Origin of the sequence: Franconibacter daqui, from assembly GCF_014644275.1 — a bacterium.
Taxonomy (GTDB): domain Bacteria; phylum Pseudomonadota; class Gammaproteobacteria; order Enterobacterales; family Enterobacteriaceae; genus Franconibacter; species Franconibacter pulveris.
The window spans coordinates 255,705-273,272 of sequence record NZ_BMKJ01000004.1; the positions used below are offsets into that span (position 1 = coordinate 255,705).

Below are 17,568 nucleotides of genomic sequence, written 5' to 3' on the forward strand. Positions count from 1 at the left end.
CACGTTTTTCCGCAACGTTGGGCGGCCTGTCCGCCGCCCGCTGCTGTTAAAGAGTTACGCTATGTCTTCATCTCGTCCGGTGTTTCGCTCAGGCTGGCTGCCCTACGCACTGCTGGCGCCGCAGTTGATTATCACCATTATCTTTTTTATCTGGCCTGCCGGCGAAGCGCTCTGGTACTCCGTGCAAAGCGTTGACCCGTTTGGGCTCTCCAGCCAGTTTGTCGGGCTCGCAAATTTTACCCAGCTCTTCCACGACAGCTACTATCTGGACTCCTTCTGGACCACCATTAAATTCAGCGCGCTGGTCACCGTCAGCGGCCTGCTGGTGTCGCTCTTTTTCGCAGCCCTTGTGGATTACGTGGTGCGCGGCAGCCGTTTTTACCAGACGCTGATGCTGCTGCCCTATGCGGTGGCGCCCGCTATTGCCGCGGTGCTCTGGATCTTCCTGTTCAACCCGGGGCGCGGGCTTATCACCCACGTGCTGGAGCATGTCGGCTATTACTGGAACCACGCGCAGAACAGCGGCCAGGCGATGTTCCTGGTGGTCTTCGCCTCGGTCTGGAAGCAGATAAGCTACAACTTCCTTTTCTTTTTCGCCGCGTTGCAGTCCATCCCGCGCTCGCTGGTGGAAGCCGCCGCCATTGACGGCGCGGGCCCCATTCGCCGCTTCTTTATGCTGGCGCTGCCGCTTATCGCACCGGTGAGCTTTTTCCTGCTGGTGGTGAACCTCGTTTACGCCTTCTTCGACACCTTTCCGGTTATCGACGCCGCCACGGCGGGCGGACCGGTGCAGGCCACCACCACGCTTATCTACAAAATTTATCGCGAAGGCTTCGCCGGGCTGGATCTCTCGGCTTCCGCCGCGCAGTCCGTGGTGCTGATGCTGCTGGTTATCGTGCTGACGGTCGTGCAGTTTCGCTATGTGGAAAAAAAGGTGCGCTACCAATGATTGAGAACCGTCGCGGACTGGATATCTTCTGTCATGTGATGCTGATTATCGGCATCACCGTCATCCTTTTCCCGCTCTATGTCGCGTTTGTGGCGGCAACGCTCGATAACCAGGCGGTGTTCGCTACGCCGATGACGCTTATCCCGGGCGGCCATCTGTGGGAAAACATGAGCAACATCTGGCGCAACGGCGTCGGCGCCAACAGCGCGCCCTTCTGGCTGATGCTGCTTAATAGCTTCATCATGGCTTTCAGCATCACCGTGGGCAAAATCGCCGTCTCCATTCTTTCCGCTTTCGCCATCGTCTGGTTTCGCTTTCCGCTGCGCAATCTTTTCTTCTGGATGATTTTTATCACCCTGATGCTGCCGGTCGAGGTGCGTATTTTCCCGACGGTAGAGGTGATTGCGAACCTGAAAATGCTCGACAGCTACACCGGGCTGACGCTGCCGCTGATGGCGTCGGCTACGGCTACCTTTCTGTTCCGCCAGTTTTTTATGACGCTGCCGGATGAACTGCTGGAAGCGGCGCGCATTGACGGCGCCTCGCCGATGCGCTTTTTCCGCGACATCGTGCTGCCGCTGTCGAAAACCAACCTGGCGGCGCTGTTCGTCATCACTTTTATCTACGGCTGGAACCAGTATCTCTGGCCGCTGCTGATAGTCAGCGACCCGAGCCTCGGCACGGCGGTGGCAGGCATTAAAGGGATGATTTCGCTTGGCGAGGGGAGCACCCAGTGGAACCAGGTGATGGCGGCGATGCTGCTGACCCTGATCCCGCCGGTAGTGATTGTTTTGGCAATGCAGCGCGCCTTTGTTCGCGGGCTGGTGGATAGCGAGAAATAAGATGGCAGGTTTAAAACTTCAGGCCGTGACCAAAAGCTGGGATAACGGCAAAACGCAGGTTATCCAGCCGTTGACGGTGGACGTGGCGGATGGCGAATTTATTGTGATGGTCGGCCCCTCCGGCTGCGGCAAGTCCACGCTGCTGCGCATGGTGGCGGGGCTTGAGCGGGTGACGAGCGGCGATATCTGGATAGATCGCCAGCGCGTCACGGAAATGGAGCCGAAAGCGCGCGGCATCGCCATGGTGTTCCAGAACTACGCGCTCTATCCGCATATGAATGTGGAAGAGAACATGGCCTGGGGGCTGAAAATTCGCGGTATGGGTAAAGCGCATATCGCCGAGCGGGTGAAAGAGGCGGCGCGCATTCTGGAGCTGGATGGGTTGCTCAAGCGCCGCCCGCGCGAGCTCTCCGGCGGTCAGCGTCAGCGCGTGGCAATGGGCCGCGCCATCGTGCGCGACCCGGCGGTGTTTCTCTTTGACGAGCCGCTCTCCAACCTCGACGCCAAACTGCGCGTACAAATGCGTCTTGAACTGCAACAGCTGCACCGCCGTCTGCGCACCACCTCGCTGTACGTCACGCACGACCAGGTGGAGGCGATGACGCTCGCCCAGCGCGTAATGGTGATGAATAAAGGCGTGGCGGAGCAGATTGGCACGCCGGTGGAGGTCTACGAAAAGCCCGCCAGCCGCTTTGTGGCGAGCTTTATCGGCAGCCCGGCGATGAACCTGCTGGAAGGGCGCGTTAACGCCGACGGCGCTCATTTCGACGTAGACGGCGGTCTCTCTCTGCCGCTGGGGCGGCTGCATAAATCGCTCGCCGGGCGAAAGGTGACGCTGGGTATCCGCCCGGAACATATTGCGCTAAGCTCACAAACCGCAGGCGGCGTGCCGTTGCCGCTGGATACGCTTGAAATGCTCGGCGCGGATAACCTCGCTCACGGGCGCTGGGGACAGCAGAGCGTAGTGGTGCGCCTGGCGCACCAGGAGCGTCCGCAGCCGGGCAGCACGCTGTGGCTGCACCTGCCGGAAAATCATCTGCACTTTTTTGACGGTGAAACAGGACAACGACTATGAGCAACTGGCCTTACCCTCGCATCGTCGCCCACCGCGGCGGCGGCAAGCTGGCGCCGGAAAACACGCTGGCGGCGATTGACGTCGGGGCGCGCTTCGGTCACGCCATGATTGAGTTTGACGCCAAGCTCTCACGCGACGGGCAGATCTTCCTGCTGCATGACGATACGCTTGAGCGTACCAGCAACGGCTGGGGGGTGGCGGGGCGCCTGACGTGGGACGAATTGCTGAAAGTGGATGCGGGCGGCTGGTATAGCGGCGAGTTTAAAGGCGAGAAGCTGCCGCTGCTTTCAGAAGTGGCGCAGCGCTGCCGTCAGCACGCGATGATGGCGAATATCGAGATCAAGCCGACGACCGGCGCAGATGCCGAAACGGGGAGCGTCGTGGCGCTGGCCGCCCGCGCACTGTGGCAGGGAATGACCGCGCCGCTGCTCTCCTCGTTCTCCATTGAGGCGCTGGAGGCGGCGCAGCAGAGCGCGCCGGAACTGCCGCGCGGCCTGCTGCTGGATGCGTGGCGCGACGACTGGCGCGCGCTGGCCTCCCGGCTCGGCTGCGTTTCCCTGCACCTTAACCATCGCTTGCTGGATGAGGCGCGGGTGGCGCAAATTAAATCCGCCGGGCTGCGCATTCTGGTTTATACCGTGAATGACCCGCAGCGCGCCGCGCTATTGCTGAGCTGGGGCGTAGACTGCATCTGCACCGACCGGATTGACCTCATCGGTCCCGATTTTCACGCTTAAGGCCCGATAGTTTTCAGCGGCACGTTGGGCTGCGGCATCGTACCGGTGCTGTTGTTGTTCAGCGTGCCGTTGTTCTGTTGCAGCATATCGCCGTTATTTCTTTGCGGCAGCATATGGCTCTCCTGCGTCATGCTGGCGCTGTTGTTCAGCATGCGATCATGACCGCCGCCGCTCATCATCCCGCTCTGGTTTACAGAGGGATTCAGCATTCGCTGTTCGCCGCCGCTGCTTAGCATGCTGCCGCTGGTGTTGGGCAGCACCTGCTGCGTTTGCGGGTTCAGCTCCCCCGGCTGCGACTGCCGCATCCGCTGCGTGTTGTTGTTAATTTGCGATTCCAGATGTTGCTGCTGCAGGCGAGTTTGCGACTGCACCTGCTGGTTAAGCATGGTTTGCCGCTGATTTTGTTCTATTTGCATTTGCGTTTGCAGCCGCTGCTGAGCGGGGATCTGATAGCCCGGCAGGTTTGGGTTATTGGTCACATTCAAAGGCTGCGCCAGCGCGCAGCAGGGCAGCAGAGCCGCCAGTAGCCATGTTCGTTTCATGCTCACTTCCTCCGTCTCGGGGGCATTCTTTTAGTGTATCTCCTTTAGCGCAGTACGATGATTTTTTAAGCATTGTGAACCAGGCTTAAGCGGGGGCTGGCCCCGTTTGAGCAGGAGAGCAGCAATGACGATGAGGTGGAACACGGCACGCTGGGCCGTCATCCCGGCGCTGGTGGCAGGGCTATGTTTATCGGTGACGGCCGCGCCGCCGCCTACGGCAGCCCCTGCTCCGGTTTCTTATGGCGTCGAGCAGGATATCTTTCATCCGGTGCGCGCCCAGCACGGCATGGTGGCATCGGTAGACGCTACCGCCACCCAGGTGGGCGTGGATATCCTTAAGCAGGGCGGCAATGCGGTGGATGCGGCGGTGGCGGTGGGCTTTGCGCTGGCGGTCACGCACCCGCAGGCGGGCAACCTGGGCGGCGGCGGCTTTATGATGCTGCGCACCAAAGAGGGCAAGGTCACCGCCATTGATTTTCGCGAAATGGCGCCGGAAAAAGCCACGCGGGATATGTTCCTCGACGATCAGGGGAACGCCGACAGCAATAAATCCCTGACGTCGCATCTGGCGACCGGCACGCCGGGCAGCGTGGCGGGCTTTACGCTGGCGCTGGAGAAGTACGGCACGCTGCCGCTTAACAAGGTGATGCAGCCTGCCATTAAGCTTGCGCGCGACGGGATAACTATTAACGAGGCGCTGGCCTCGGACCTGAAAACGTACGGCACCGATATCCTGCCCAAACATGAAAACAGCAAGGCGATTTTCTGGAAGCAGGACGGCACGCCGCTACAGCAGGGCGACAGGCTGGTGCAGACCAATCTGGCGAAAAGTCTGGAGATGATTGCCGAAAACGGCCCGGACGCCTTTTATAAAGGCCCGATTGCCGACCAGATAGCGCAGGAGATGGAAAAAAACGGCGGGCTTATCACCAAAGCCGATCTCGCCAACTACCGGGCGGTGGAGCGTACGCCGATTAGCGGCGACTATCGCGGCTACCAGATCTACTCCATGCCGCCGCCTTCATCCGGCGGGATCCACATCGTGCAGATCCTGAATATTCTGGAGAATTTCGACCTGCATAAATACGGTTTCGGCAGCGCTGACGCCATTCAACTGATGGCGGAAGCGGAGAAATACGCCTATGCCGACCGCTCGGAGTACCTTGGCGACCCCGACTTTGTGAAAGTGCCGTGGGAGGCGCTCACCAGCAAGGGTTACGCGAAGTCGCTCGCGCAGCAAATCGATATCAACAAAGCGAGGCCGTCAAAGGAGATTAAGCCTGGCAATATCTCGCCCTATGAGAGCAACCAGACCACCCACTTCTCGGTGGTGGATAAAGACGGCAACGCGGTGGCGGTGACTTATACGCTCAACACCGATTTCGGCAGCGGCATCGTGGCGGGCAATACCGGCATCTTGCTGAACAACGAAATGGATGACTTCTCCGCCAAGCCCGGCGTGCCGAACGTTTACGGGCTGGTGGGCGGCGACGCCAACGCCGTGGGGCCGAAGAAGCGCCCGCTCTCTTCCATGTCGCCGACCATCGTGGTGAAAGAGGGCAAAACCTGGCTGGTGACCGGCAGCCCGGGCGGCAGCCGCATCATCACCACCGTGCTGCAGATGATAGTCAACACTGTGGATTACGGCATGAACGTGGCGGAAGCGACCAGCGCGCCGCGCTTCCACCACCAGTGGTTGCCGGACGAGCTGTGGCTGGAGAAGGGGTTTAGCCCGGACACGCAGCGTCTGTTAAAAGAGAAAGGGCAGAACGTGGCGGTGAAAGAGGTGATGGGCAGCACGCAGAGCATCATGGTCGGCCCGGACGGCATGCTCTATGGCGCTTCCGACCCGCGCACGGTGGAGGATTTAACGGCGGGGTACTAATCGTGGCATTAAACCGCGGGCGACTCAACGCCAGCGGCTTAAAGAAGAGAAAGGATGGCCGCTTAACATGCGGCTATCCCTGTTCGCTTAGTTATTTACCGGAATGACCGCGCCTTTATATTTGGTGCGGATCCAGTCCTGAATCTCTTTAGAGTGCAGTACGTTCACCAGCGCGACGATATCTTTTTTCTTCTCGTCGCCGCGGTGTACGGTAATGATATTGGCGTACGGGTTGTTTTCGCCGCTTTCCACCGCAATCGGGTCTTTCACCGGATCCAGACCAGCGTCGATGGCGTAGTTCGCGTTAATTACCACTGCGTCGCCTTCGTCGTTGGCATACATCTGCGGCAGCAGGGAGCCTTCAACGTTCGGCAGGAACTGCAGTTTTTTCGGGTTTTCCACCACGTCGCTGATGCGTGCGGCGACTTTATCCACGCCCGGCTTCAGCTTAATCACGCCTTCTTTTTCAAAGATAGAGAGAATGCGGCCCTCTTCCGCCACGGCGTCACGCATAATTACTTTGCCGCCCTGAGGCAGCTCTTTCAGCGATTTGTATTTTTTAGAGTAAATGCCGATCGGCTCAATATGAATAGCGCCCGCGCTGACAAAGTCATAAGACTTATCGTCGGCGTGATCTTTCAGCACGCTGTTCAGATACGGGATGTGCTGGAAATAGTTAGCGTCGATATCATGGCTCGCCAGCGCGGTATTCGGCAGGATGTAATCCTGGAACGGACGAATTTCGAGGTCGATGCCCTGTTTAGCAAGAATAGGCTTCGCCTGCTCCAGAATTTCCGCATGCGGAACGTTAGAGGCGCCAACGGTTAAGGTATCAGCCCAGGCGGAAAAGCTTAATGTGGCGGCGGCAATCAGTGTCAGAACTTTTTTCATGTGGTTAATTCTCTGTTGTGTGTTTAACGTTTGTCTAAATACTTCGTCAGCGCGTCGCCTATAAACTGAATAATAAAGACGATGACGAGTATGGTTACCGTTGCCACCAGAGTGACATCGTTGTGGTTGCGCTGGAAACCTTCCAGATAAGCCAGGTTGCCTAAACCGCCTGCGCCAATAACGCCAGCCATCGCGCTGTAGCTCACCAGCGCGATAAGCGTAACGGTAATGCCGGAGACCAGCGCCGGTGAGGATTCAGGAATTAATACCCGGAAAATAAGCGTGCTCAGGCGAGCGCCCATAGAACGCGTGGCTTCAATCACGCCTTTATCCACTTCGCGCAGCGCGATTTCAACGAGACGCGCATAAAAGGGCGCCGCGCCGACAATCAACGCTGGCAACGCGGCATTGGCGCCGAGAATGGTGCCGATAATCGTTTTGGTAAACGGGATCAGCAGCACAATCAAAATAATAAAAGGAATAGAACGGAAGACGTTTACTACAACAGAAATAACGCCATAAATAGTTCGGTTCTGGAATAAGCTGCCTCTGGCCGTTAAAAATAACGCCAGCCCCAGAATCAGCCCGAGAATAAACGTCGCAATACCCGACAGCGCCGTCATATAAAGCGTTTCCTGCGTGGCCGCAATAAGCTGGTCCCATTTCAGATGGGGAAAATATGAATCAGCCACGTTTAATTACCTCACTCTGAATATCATGCTGGCGTAAATCATTAAGAATGTTGTCAAGCTGCTCTTCGCTGGCGTCGACATGCAGCCAGAGCTGGCCGAATACCCCCTGCGCGGTTTGCGTCATCCGCCCGTGGAGAATATTAAACGGTACGCCGTAGCGCAGTGTCAGTTCGCCGACGACCGGCTGGTGAGTGCTGTGGCCGACAAACGTGAGTTTGATAATGGTGCCGCGCAGGTTATCGGCCAGTTCCGGCTGAAACGCGTCATCGTCGTCATGCTGGCTGATCTGGCGCACAAACTGCCGCGTAATTTCCTTTTGCGGATGGGTAAAGACCTGCAATACGTCGCCTTCTTCCACCACTTTGCCGTTTTCCATCACCGCCACGCGATCGCAAATTTTGCGTACCACGTGCATTTCATGGGTAATCAATACGATGGTCAGGTTGAAGCGCTTATTGATGTCCTTTAGCAGGTCGAGAATTTGATCGGTGGTTTGCGGGTCAAGCGCCGACGTGGCCTCGTCGCACAGCAGCACGTCGGGGTTGTTGGCCAGCGCCCGCGCTATGCCCACGCGCTGCTTCTGCCCGCCGCTCAGGCGGGAAGGGTAGGCGTTTTCGCGTCCTTTCAGCCCAACCAGTTCAACCAGCTCCGCCACGCGCTTTTTGATGTCCGCTTTAGGGACGCCGGCAATCTGCATCGAAAAAGCGATGTTCTCGCTGACGGTTCTCGACCACAGCAGGTTGAAATGCTGGAACACCATACTGATTTTCAGACGCGCGCGGCGCAGCGCTTCGCCCTTCGCCGCCGAAATATCGTGGTCGGCAATCACAACGCTGCCGGCGGTCGGCTTCTCAAGGCCGTTCAGCAGGCGTATCAGGGTGCTTTTCCCGGCGCCGCTGTAGCCGATAATGCCGTAGATCTGCCCGCGCGCGATGGACAAGCTAACGTCATCAACGGCGGTCAGGCTCTCTTTTCCCGTGTGAAAAATTTTGGATATGTTTTTTAGAACAATCATTAACTTTCTTTATCCTGCAAACCGTCATGAGCGCTGAAAGGGCGGGTATGGCGTATGAAGTTTTTTGCCTGGGGCGTTTTTCAGACAAATATATAGAGAGGGTTTATAGCTTTAAAATGACCAAAAAATATTTCATATGAATTTTGGGTATATGCCAAACGGTATGGTCATAAAGCGTAAGAAACGGGGAAAAGAGAACGGCGCTGTCAGGCGACAGCGCCGGAAGATTTCACGGTAAAGCGTGAAGTAAAAGGGTTAACGCGCTTTCATTCGCGCCATGTAGTAAGCATCCACATATTCGCCGTTGCGCAGGGCGAATTGCTTTCCGGTGCCTTCCAGCGCAAAGCCAAACTTACGGTAGACCGCCAGCGCGGGGGCGTTGTCGGCAAATACGGTCAGTTCGATGCGCTCAATGCGCAGCCAGTTATCGCAGAGGTTCACCATCTCCGCCATCAGCGCGGAAGCGACGCCGCGGTTGCGGTGCGCCGGGTGAACGCTCATGCCGAAGGTAGCCACGTGGCTGCGGCGCGGGTTTTGCTCCACCGTCAAAGCAAGATGGCCTGCCACCACATCGTCAATGCAGGCCACTAACTGGCGCCGCCCGGCAGGCGGCTGGCTCATGCGCGCTTGCCACATTTCAAAAGAGGGATGAGGAATTTGCAGCGTGTCGTGGTAGACCTCCGGCAGGGCGTTGAGCTGGCGCAGGGCTTCGGTATCCCGGGCTTCGGCGTGACGGACAACCACTTGTGCAGACATGCTTTTCTCCTCATTGAGTGACGGTAATTACCACCTTCCGGGGTTTCGCTTTTGGGGTCAACTGCCATTTTTTGCTAAAAATCGCTGGACACATGCGAATGATAATGATTATTATTGCCGTGCGTTCAGGGAGTCCCCAACGGAGAACCTGAAAGCACGACATTGCTCACATTGCTTCCAGTATTTCTTAGCCAGCCGGGTGCTGGCTTTTTTTTTGCCTGAACGCCGCGGGGTGGGTTAACGTTCAGGCCTGCTTTTTCTCTTTTGCGGGTTTCTGCGGCCCGACTATCGCTTCGCTTTCCGCCGCTTCCGCCGCTATCGGTTGCTCGACGCTGAAATCAAGGATGTTGGTCTGCGTTTCAACCGGCGTCCAGATCTCCGACTGGCCTACCAGCGCGCCGCCTTTTTTAATCGAAAGCGTCGCATAGGCAATCGCGCCGTGGATTTTGCCGTGCTCGTAAATATCGATGGATTCAGACCGGCACTGGCCGTTGACGGTGCCGTCGACAATCAGTTCGCGGCTGTTGATGTTGCCTTCCACCAGCCCGCTGCGCATGATTTTGATAATGCCGCCGCTGGAGTCGATGTTGCCGTACACCGCACCGTAGATATAAACCTGCCCGGCGGCGGTAATATTGCCTTCAAAACGTACGTCGGCGGCGACCACGGTATTGTTTTGCTTCTCTTCGCGCGCCGGCTCTTTTTCAACCGGCTGCGGGGCAGTGACCACTTTATTTTGCGGCGTCTCTGCCGTCGTTTTCATTTTTCCAAACATAGTAAAAACCTGCTGTTGTAAGGGATGAAGGGTAAAAGCCAATAAGGTCAGGCAGGCGAGCGGCAGCGCCCAGTTCCGGGCGTGATAACACCAGGCCGCCAGCGCCAGCGACCAGAAACAGAGTCCCGCATTTAAAAAGAGAAAACGCCGATCCATGGTGGCTTGCCTGCGGCTCCGTTGCCCGCCTGTGAAAAGATAAAAGCGCCGGGTTATCCGGGCCGCGCATACTACCACGCACCCGTAACGCTTCAGGGCTAAACACATTCCTGGTTTACAGCAGCGGTCAAATTCCTTAGCGGAATCAACGAGCCAGGAATAGTGTGCTTTTCGCATTCAGAAAAGCGCCCGGACTGGCGCATGCCCGCATCGGGAGTTAAGGTAAATTGAGTGTCTGAAATAAGGAAAAGAGTATGACCCTCAATTGCGCTTTTATCGGCTTTGGCAAAAGCACTACCCGTTACCATCTGCCTTACGTGCTTATTCGTAAGGATAAATTTCACGTTGCCCATATTTTCCGCCGCCACGAGAAACCGGCGCTGGAGCAGCAGCCGGAATATCAGCATATCCACTTCACCAGCAATCTTGACGAGGTGCTGGGCGACGATTCTGTAAAGCTGGTGATTGTCTGCACCCACGCAGACAGCCATTTCGACTACGCGAAGCGCGCGCTGGAGGCGGGCAAAAACGTGCTGGTGGAGAAGCCCTTCACGCCGACCATTGCCGAGGCGCGGGAGCTGTTCGAACTGGCGCGCAGCAAAGGGCTGACCGTCACGCCTTACCAGAACCGCCGCTTCGACTCCTGCTTCCTCACTACCCGACAGGTGATTGAGAGCGGCAAGCTTGGGCAGATTGTCGAAATCGAAAGCCACTTCGATTACTACCGCCCGACGGCGGAGACCAAACCAGGCCTGCCGCAGGACGGCATGTTCTACGGCCTTGGCGTGCATACGATGGACCAGATAATCTCGCTGTTCGGCCGACCGGACCATGTCAGTTACGACATCCGCAGCCTGCGCAATAAGGCGAACCCGGACGATACGTTTGAAGCGCAGCTTTTCTATGGCGATATGAAAGCCATCGTTAAAACCAGCCACTTCGTCAAAATCGATTACCCGAAGTTTATCGTGCACGGTACCCAGGGTTCGTTTCTGCGCTACGGCATCGACCAGCAGGAAACCAGCCTGAAAGCGGGCGTTATGCCAGGCGAGCCGGGCTTTGCGGCCCATGAGGGCGAAGGGGTGCTGGAGTATGTCAACGGCGCCGGGGAAACCGTGCGTGAGAAGGTCGATGCCGTGCCGGGCGACTACGGCCGCGTCTACGATTCGCTCTATGAAACGCTCGTTAACGGCGCGCCAAATTACGTCAGAGAATCTGAAGTGCTGACCAATCTGGAAATCCTCGAACGCGGTTTCGAGCAGGCCTCACCCGCTACGGTAACCCTTGCGAAATAAGGCTTTCTGGCTCCTCTGGACTTATTCATATTTTTTGAACAGAGGAGTCAATTTTCACCCTCTATGATCCTCATCGTTCTCGGTCCACACTACATCCATCGAAACGAACATGGCCTGATGACTCAGGCGCAACGAGGGTATAAAAGATGATTTTCTTACGCAAAGCAGAAGAACGTGGTCACGCAAATCATGGCTGGCTGGATTCCTGGCACACCTTTTCCTTCGCCAACTATTACGACCCGAACTTTATGGGCTTTTCCGCGCTGCGGGTGATTAACGATGACGTCGTGGCGCCCGGACAAGGGTTCGGCACCCATCCGCACAAAGACATGGAAATCCTGACTTACGTGCTGGAAGGGGCGGTGGAGCACCAGGACAGCATGGGCAACAAAGAGCAGGTGCCTGCGGGCGAGTTCCAGATTATGAGCGCCGGGACCGGGGTGCGTCACTCCGAGTACAACCCGAGCAGCACCGAGCGCCTGCGTCTGTACCAGATCTGGATCATTCCGGAAAAAACCGGCATTGAGCCGCGCTACGAACAGCGCCGCTTCGACGCCGCTCAGGGCCGCCAGCTGGTGCTGTCGCCGGACGCCCGTGACGGTTCGCTGAAAGTTTACCAGGATATGGAGCTTTCCCGCTGGGCGATGGCGAAAGAGGAGCAGTCGGTTTATCCGATAGCCGCCGAGCGCCGCGTCTGGATCCAGGTAGTGAAAGGTGAAGTGACGATTAACGGCACGAAAGCGAAAACCAGTGATGGTCTCGCCATCTGGGATGAGCAGGCGCTCTCCATTCATGCCGACAGCGAAAGCGAAATTCTGCTCTTCGATCTGCCGCCAGTTTAATAACTTAACGCACTTCTCAACCTTCCCTGAAACTGGGGAAGGTTGAGCATCGTCCGTGCTAGACTGAGCGACAATTTTCACCTCACGCTTATTCAGGACGATGAAAAAGAAAAGACCGGTTCTTCAGGACGTAGCCGATCTCGTCGGCGTTACCAAAATGACCATCAGTCGTTATCTGCGCAACCCTGAGCAGGTTTCGACGGCGTTGCGTGGGAAAATCGCCGTGGCGCTGGATGAGCTTGGCTACATTCCCAACCGGGCGCCCGATATCCTTTCCAACGCCACCAGCCGGGCGGTGGGCGTCTTGCTTCCCTCTTTAACCAATCAGGTGTTCGCCGAGGTGCTGCGCGGTATCGAAAGCGTGATTGACGCGCACGGCTACCAGACCATGCTCGCCCACTATGGCTATAAGCCAGAGCTGGAAGAGGAGCGGCTGGAGTCGATGCTCTCATGGAATATCGACGGCCTGATCCTGACCGAGCGCACCCATACGCCGCGCACGCTGAAAATGATTGAAGTGGCCGGCATTCCGGTGGTGGAGCTGATGGACAGCGTGTCGCCGTGTCTGGATATCGCCGTGGGGTTTGATAACTTCGACGCGGCGCGGCAGATGACCGCGGCGATTATCGCGCGCGGCCATCGTCACGTCGCCTATCTGGGCGCGCGCCTTGATGAGCGCACCATCATGAAACAAAAAGGGTATGAGCAGGCGATGCGGGACGCGGGGCTGACGCCTTACAGCGTCATGGTGGAGCAATCGTCGTCTTATTCCACAGGCATTGAATTACTGCGCCAGGCGCGACGCGAATACCCGCAGCTCGACAGTATCTTTTGCACTAACGACGACCTCGCCATCGGCGCGGCGTTCGAGTGCCAGCGTATGGGGTTGCGCATTCCGCAGGATATGGCGATTGCCGGTTTTCACGGCCACGATATCGGGCAGGTGATGGAGCCGCGCCTCGCCAGCGTCCTGACGCCGCGCGAGCGGATGGGGCGTATCGGCGCCGAGCGTTTACTGGCGCGCATTCGCGGCGAAACGGTAACGCCGACGCTGCTGGATCTCGGTTTTACCCTGTCGCCGGGCGGATCGATTTGATCGCGCAAATTTGAAGTAGTTCACACTTATCCACTCTCAAAAGCTATGGTTATTGCTAATTAAGAATATGAGCCAGACAATGTTACCGATAACAGTTACCCGTAACAGTCTTGCCCGTAACGCTTTGTGTAATCTGTGCCACCAGGAGCCACGCGATGAGCACAACCAATAACGATCACCATATCTTTGTTCTGATGGGCGTTTCCGGCAGCGGCAAATCCGCCGTGGCCGCTGAAGTGGCGCACCGTCTGAACGCCGCCTTTCTGGATGGCGACTTCCTGCATCCGCGCCGCAACATCATGAAAATGGCGGCAGGCGACCCGCTAAACGATGACGATCGCAAGCCCTGGCTGCAGGCGCTCAACGACGCCGCTTTCGCCATGCAGCGCACCAATAAAGTTTCGCTGATTGTCTGCTCGGCGCTGAAAAAGCGCTATCGCGACATTCTGCGCGACGGCAACCCGAATCTCTCTTTTATCTACCTGAAAGGCGATTTCGACGTGATTGAAAGCCGCCTGCGCGCGCGTAAAGGCCACTTCTTCAAACCGCAGATGCTGGTGACCCAGTTTGAAGCGTTAGAAGAGCCGAAAAACGACGAAGGCGATGTGCTGATTGTCGATATCAACCAGACGCTGGATGAGGTGGTGGAGAGCACCATTGCGCTAATCAATCAAAAATAAAAGGCTATAAAAGTTGTGAATACATTAACCCTCGTGTTAACGGCTGTAGGGTCGGTTCTCCTTTTGCTGTTTTTGGTCATGAAGGCAAGGATGCATGCGTTTGTGGCGCTGATGGTGGTTTCAATCGGCGCCGGGCTTTTCTCCGGCATGCCGCTCGATAAAATCGCGGCGACAATGGAAAAGGGGATGGGCGGTACGCTCGGCTTTCTGGCTGTGGTGGTGGCGCTTGGCGCGATGTTCGGCAAAATCCTGCATGAAACCGGCGCGGTGGACCAGATAGCCCTGAAGATGTTGAAATCTTTCGGTCATAACCGGGCGCATTATGCCATTGGCCTTGCCGGGCTTATCTGCGCGCTACCGCTCTTCTTTGAAGTGGCGATTGTGCTGCTTATCAGCATCGCGTTCTCTATGGCGCGCCACACCGGCGCCAACCTCGTAAGACTGGTGATCCCGCTGTTCGCAGGCGTGGCCGCCGCCGCCGCCTTCCTGCTGCCGGGGCCCGCGCCGATGCTGCTCGCCTCCCAGATGCACGCCGATTTCGGCTGGATGATTTTGATTGGCCTGTGCGCCGCCGTTCCGGGCATGCTTATCGCCGGTCCGCTGTTCGGCAATTTTATTAGCCGCTATGTGGAGCTGCGTATTCCGGACGACATTAACGAGCCTGACTTTGGCGACAGCAAGCTGCCGTCGTTTGGCTTCAGCCTGTCGCTTATCCTGCTGCCGCTGGTGCTGGTGGGAATGAAAACCATCGCCGCCCGCTTTACGGAGCAGGGCTCCCGCCTGTATGAATGGCTGGAGTTTATCGGCCATCCGTTTACCGCGATTCTCGTCGCCTGCCTGGTGGCTATTTATGGCCTGGCGATGCGCCGCGGCATGCCGAAAGATAAAGTGATGGCGGTGTGCGGCCAGGCGCTGCAACCGGCGGGCATTATCTTGCTGGTGATCGGCGCAGGCGGCGTGTTTAAACAGGTGCTGGTCGACTCTGGCGTCGGCCCGGCGCTGGGCTCAGCCCTGACCGGCATGGGGCTTCCCATTGCCCTGACCTGTTTCGTGCTGGCGGCGGCGGTGCGCATTATTCAGGGTTCCGCCACCGTCGCCTGCCTGACGGCGGTAGGCCTGGTGATGCCGGTTATCGAAAATTTGCACTATTCCGGTGCGCAGCTTGCCGCGCTGTCCATTTGCATTGGTGGCGGCTCGATTGTGGTGAGCCACGTTAACGACGCCGGGTTCTGGCTCTTCGGCAAGTTTACCGGCGCGACGGAAGGGCAGACGCTAAAAACCTGGACGCTGATGGAAACCATCCTCGGCACCACCGGCGCCCTCGTCGGGGCGATAGCCTTTACGCTGCTCTCCTGAAAAAAAGGGCTTCCCGGCGGAAGCCCTTTTTCTTACCCCTTCATCCACGCCCTGATGCCGTCCAGGAACATCTGGGTGGCGAGCATCACCAGCACTAACCCCATTAACCGCTCCAGCGCATTCACCCCTTTTTCGCCAAGCAGCCTTAAGAAAAGCGAGGACTGCAACAGAATGACGAAGGTGCCGCCCCAGGCGAGCAGCAGCGCGATAACCAGGTGGCCCATCTGGTTTGGATATTGATGCGAAAGCAGCATCAGCGTGGCGAGCAGCGTCGGCCCCGCCACCAGCGGAATGGCAAGCGGCACAATGAAAGGCTCTTCCCCCGCCGGCAGCCCGGTGCTGCTGCCCTCGTGGCTTGGGAAGATCATTTTAATGGCGATTAAGAAAAGGATAATGCCGCCGGAAATCGAGACGGTTTCCGCCCGCAGATTAAGAAATGCCAGAATTTTTTCGCCCGCAAAGAGAAAGATGAGCATCAGCAGCAGCGCGATAAACAGCTCCCTGACCATAATGGCCCGCCGACGTTTAGGCTCGGTATGTTTCAGCACCGACATGAAAATCGGCAGGTTGCCCAAGGGATCCATAATCAGGATCAATAACACGGCGGCAGAGATGATTTCATTCATGAACTATTTTCCTGTATGCCATTGAGCAAGGCGTCTCAATAAGCGACTTTTCTAATGGTCACGCGATCATTGATTAATTTCACTTGCGACTTTAGCTGCATTTTGTAAGGTGAAGGAATGTCCCGGTGGGCTCACCGGACGCACAATACGCACACACCTCTGCAGGAATGACTCGCTATGAAAAATGTTGGTTTTATCGGCTGGCGCGGTATGGTCGGCTCCGTCCTCATGCAACGCATGGTTGAGGAGCGCGATTTCGACGCCATTCGCCCCGTCTTCTTCTCCACCTCCCAGCTTGGGCAGGCCGCGCCCGCGTTCGGCGGCAAGGCTGGTGGCACGCTCCAGGACGCTTATGACCTGGAAGCGCTGAAGGCGCTCGATATTATCGTTACCTGCCAGGGCGGCGATTATACCAACGAAATTTATCCAAAGCTTCGTGAAAGCGGCTGGCAGGGGTACTGGATTGACGCGGCTTCTTCGCTTCGCATGAAAGATGACGCCATCATTATTCTTGACCCGGTGAACCAGCACGTCATTACTGAAGGGCTGAATAAAGGCGTGAAAACCTTTGTTGGCGGCAACTGTACCGTCAGCCTGATGCTGATGTCGCTGGGCGGCCTCTTTGCCAACGATCTTATCGAGTGGGTCTCTGTCGCCACCTATCAGGCGGCTTCCGGCGGCGGCGCGCGCCACATGCGGGAATTGCTGACCCAGATGGGCCTGCTGCATAACTACGTTGCCGATGAACTGGCCAACCCGGCTTCCGCCATTCTGGATATCGAGCGCAAAGTCACGGCGCTTACCCGCAGCGGAGACCTGCCGGTGGATAACTTCGGCGTGCCGCTGGCGGGCGGTCTGATCCCCTGGATAGACAAACAGCTCGACAACGGCCAGAGCCGTGAAGAGTGGAAAGGCCAGGCGGAGACAAACAAAATTCTCAACACGGCGCACACCATTCCGGTAGACGGTCTTTGCGTACGCATCGGCGCGCTGCGCTGTCACAGCCAGGCCTTCACCCTTAAATTGAAAAAAGATGTTTCTATTGCAACGGTTGAAGAGATGCTCGCTGCGCATAATCCATGGGCGAAAGTGGTGCCGAACGACCGTGAAATTACCATGCGCGAACTGACGCCAGCCGCCGTCACCGGCACGCTGACGACGCCGGTAGGCCGCCTGCGCAAGCTCAACATGGGCCCGGAATACCTCTCGGCGTTCACAGTGGGCGACCAGCTCCTGTGGGGCGCAGCGGAGCCGCTACGGCGCATGCTGCGTCAGCTGGCTTAAACCTTGATATTAAGGGAGCGATTATCGCTCCCTTTTTTGTGTCTGTAAGCGAAGGATTAACGCTGATGATCACT

The 17,568-nt window shown here is 57.3% G+C and carries 18 protein-coding genes; 11 read left to right on the plus strand and 7 right to left on the minus strand.

What is annotated here, in order from left to right; translation table 11 throughout:
• Positions 1-61 precede the first annotated feature (61 nt).
• The 4 genes from ugpA to ugpQ are packed head-to-tail and all read left to right on the plus strand — an operon-like array spanning position 62 to position 3,603.
• Positions 62-949, plus strand: coding sequence for a sn-glycerol-3-phosphate ABC transporter permease UgpA (gene ugpA, locus IEX01_RS15135; protein WP_024557051.1), 888 nt, complete (start codon positions 62-64; stop codon positions 947-949).
• Complete coding sequence (ugpE, locus tag IEX01_RS15140) at positions 946-1,791, plus strand: sn-glycerol-3-phosphate ABC transporter permease UgpE (protein WP_024559789.1); 846 nt, start codon at positions 946-948, stop codon at positions 1,789-1,791. Before ugpA ends, ugpE begins: the two co-directional genes overlap by 4 nt.
• Position 1,792: 1 nt before the next feature.
• A complete protein-coding gene (locus tag IEX01_RS15145; protein ID WP_024557049.1) occupies positions 1,793-2,866 on the plus strand; it encodes a sn-glycerol-3-phosphate import ATP-binding protein UgpC in 1,074 nt (357 codons plus the stop codon).
• Complete coding sequence (gene ugpQ, locus IEX01_RS15150) at positions 2,863-3,603, plus strand: glycerophosphodiester phosphodiesterase (protein ID WP_024557048.1); 741 nt, start codon at positions 2,863-2,865, stop codon at positions 3,601-3,603. The genes IEX01_RS15145 and ugpQ overlap by 4 nt, the downstream gene beginning before the upstream one ends.
• Here ugpQ and IEX01_RS15155 read toward each other — a convergent pair.
• Entirely contained in the window at positions 3,600-4,145 is a 546-nt protein-coding gene (locus IEX01_RS15155) for a DUF2756 family protein (RefSeq protein ID WP_188724115.1), read from the minus strand. The two genes, ugpQ and IEX01_RS15155, sit on opposite strands and share 4 nt — an antisense overlap.
• 124 nt (positions 4,146-4,269) lie before the next feature.
• Here IEX01_RS15155 and ggt point away from each other — a divergent pair, with 124 nt between their 5' ends.
• Positions 4,270-6,030, plus strand: a complete 1,761-nt coding sequence (gene ggt, locus IEX01_RS15160; protein ID WP_024559786.1) for a gamma-glutamyltransferase — start codon at positions 4,270-4,272, stop codon at positions 6,028-6,030.
• A gap of 87 nt (positions 6,031-6,117) precedes the next feature.
• On the opposite strand, the gene IEX01_RS15165 is transcribed toward ggt, so the two are convergent.
• The 5 genes from IEX01_RS15165 to IEX01_RS15185 form a co-directional block, all read right to left on the minus strand.
• On the minus strand, positions 6,118-6,921 hold the full coding sequence (locus IEX01_RS15165) for a MetQ/NlpA family ABC transporter substrate-binding protein (protein ID WP_024557045.1): 804 nt from the start codon (positions 6,919-6,921) through the stop codon (positions 6,118-6,120).
• 23 nt (positions 6,922-6,944) lie between these two features.
• Positions 6,945-7,613: a methionine ABC transporter permease gene (locus IEX01_RS15170; protein WP_024557044.1), complete on the minus strand. Its 669-nt coding sequence runs from the start codon at positions 7,611-7,613 to the stop codon at positions 6,945-6,947.
• A complete protein-coding gene (locus IEX01_RS15175; RefSeq protein WP_024559785.1) occupies positions 7,606-8,628 on the minus strand; it encodes a methionine ABC transporter ATP-binding protein in 1,023 nt (340 codons plus the stop codon). Before IEX01_RS15175 ends, IEX01_RS15170 begins: the two co-directional genes overlap by 8 nt.
• Positions 8,629-8,883: 255 nt before the next feature.
• A complete protein-coding gene (yhhY, locus tag IEX01_RS15180) occupies positions 8,884-9,384 on the minus strand; it encodes an N-acetyltransferase (protein WP_024557042.1) in 501 nt (166 codons plus the stop codon).
• Positions 9,385-9,628: 244 nt separating this feature from the next.
• A complete protein-coding gene (locus tag IEX01_RS15185; RefSeq protein WP_188724116.1) occupies positions 9,629-10,315 on the minus strand; it encodes a bactofilin family protein in 687 nt (228 codons plus the stop codon).
• A 254-nt stretch (positions 10,316-10,569) separates the two neighbouring features.
• On the opposite strand from IEX01_RS15185, the gene IEX01_RS15190 reads away from it, so the two are divergent.
• The 5 genes from IEX01_RS15190 to gntU all read left to right on the plus strand — a co-directional run bounded on the left by IEX01_RS15190 (position 10,570) and on the right by gntU (position 15,584).
• Positions 10,570-11,610 (plus strand): oxidoreductase, encoded by a 1,041-nt coding sequence (locus IEX01_RS15190; protein WP_024559783.1) that lies wholly within the window; start codon positions 10,570-10,572, stop codon positions 11,608-11,610.
• A gap of 146 nt (positions 11,611-11,756) precedes the next feature.
• Positions 11,757-12,452, plus strand: a complete 696-nt coding sequence (locus IEX01_RS15195; RefSeq protein ID WP_024557039.1) for a pirin family protein — start codon at positions 11,757-11,759, stop codon at positions 12,450-12,452.
• Between the two features lie 100 nt (positions 12,453-12,552).
• The gene (gene gntR / locus IEX01_RS15200) at positions 12,553-13,548 is read left to right on the plus strand and encodes a gluconate operon transcriptional repressor GntR (RefSeq protein ID WP_024557038.1); all 996 of its coding nucleotides are present in this window, start codon (positions 12,553-12,555) and stop codon (positions 13,546-13,548) included.
• A 155-nt stretch (positions 13,549-13,703) separates the two neighbouring features.
• Complete coding sequence (gene gntK, locus IEX01_RS15205) at positions 13,704-14,228, plus strand: gluconokinase (protein ID WP_024557037.1); 525 nt, start codon at positions 13,704-13,706, stop codon at positions 14,226-14,228.
• Positions 14,229-14,243: 15 nt separating this feature from the next.
• Positions 14,244-15,584: a gluconate transporter gene (gene gntU / locus IEX01_RS15210; RefSeq protein WP_024557036.1), complete on the plus strand. Its 1,341-nt coding sequence runs from the start codon at positions 14,244-14,246 to the stop codon at positions 15,582-15,584.
• A 32-nt stretch (positions 15,585-15,616) separates the two neighbouring features.
• Here gntU and IEX01_RS15215 read toward each other — a convergent pair whose 3' ends face one another.
• Positions 15,617-16,210 carry a YhgN family NAAT transporter gene (locus IEX01_RS15215; RefSeq protein ID WP_024557035.1) on the minus strand — a complete coding sequence of 198 codons (594 nt, stop codon included), beginning with the start codon at positions 16,208-16,210 and terminating at the stop codon, positions 15,617-15,619.
• Positions 16,211-16,387: 177 nt separating this feature from the next.
• Here IEX01_RS15215 and asd point away from each other — a divergent pair, with 177 nt between their 5' ends.
• Complete coding sequence (asd, locus tag IEX01_RS15220; protein ID WP_024559782.1) at positions 16,388-17,494, plus strand: aspartate-semialdehyde dehydrogenase; 1,107 nt, start codon at positions 16,388-16,390, stop codon at positions 17,492-17,494.
• Positions 17,495-17,568: the final 74 nt, after the last annotated feature.

Coding starts and splice junctions, on each gene's coding strand:
- ugpA (WP_024557051.1), top strand. CDS start 62: ATGTCTTCATCTCGTCCGGTGTTTCGCTCAGGCTGGCTGCCCTACGCA.
- ugpE (WP_024559789.1), top strand. CDS start 946: ATGATTGAGAACCGTCGCGGACTGGATATCTTCTGTCATGTGATGCTG.
- IEX01_RS15145 (WP_024557049.1), top strand. CDS start 1,793: ATGGCAGGTTTAAAACTTCAGGCCGTGACCAAAAGCTGGGATAACGGC.
- ugpQ (WP_024557048.1), top strand. CDS start 2,863: ATGAGCAACTGGCCTTACCCTCGCATCGTCGCCCACCGCGGCGGCGGC.
- IEX01_RS15155 (WP_188724115.1), bottom strand. CDS start 4,145: ATGAAACGAACATGGCTACTGGCGGCTCTGCTGCCCTGCTGCGCGCTG.
- ggt (WP_024559786.1), top strand. CDS start 4,270: ATGACGATGAGGTGGAACACGGCACGCTGGGCCGTCATCCCGGCGCTG.
- IEX01_RS15165 (WP_024557045.1), bottom strand. CDS start 6,921: ATGAAAAAAGTTCTGACACTGATTGCCGCCGCCACATTAAGCTTTTCC.
- IEX01_RS15175 (WP_024559785.1), bottom strand. CDS start 8,628: ATGATTGTTCTAAAAAACATATCCAAAATTTTTCACACGGGAAAAGAG.
- yhhY (WP_024557042.1), bottom strand. CDS start 9,384: ATGTCTGCACAAGTGGTTGTCCGTCACGCCGAAGCCCGGGATACCGAA.
- IEX01_RS15185 (WP_188724116.1), bottom strand. CDS start 10,315: ATGGATCGGCGTTTTCTCTTTTTAAATGCGGGACTCTGTTTCTGGTCG.
- IEX01_RS15190 (WP_024559783.1), top strand. CDS start 10,570: ATGACCCTCAATTGCGCTTTTATCGGCTTTGGCAAAAGCACTACCCGT.
- IEX01_RS15195 (WP_024557039.1), top strand. CDS start 11,757: ATGATTTTCTTACGCAAAGCAGAAGAACGTGGTCACGCAAATCATGGC.
- gntR (WP_024557038.1), top strand. CDS start 12,553: ATGAAAAAGAAAAGACCGGTTCTTCAGGACGTAGCCGATCTCGTCGGC.
- gntK (WP_024557037.1), top strand. CDS start 13,704: ATGAGCACAACCAATAACGATCACCATATCTTTGTTCTGATGGGCGTT.
- IEX01_RS15215 (WP_024557035.1), bottom strand. CDS start 16,210: ATGAATGAAATCATCTCTGCCGCCGTGTTATTGATCCTGATTATGGAT.
- asd (WP_024559782.1), top strand. CDS start 16,388: ATGAAAAATGTTGGTTTTATCGGCTGGCGCGGTATGGTCGGCTCCGTC.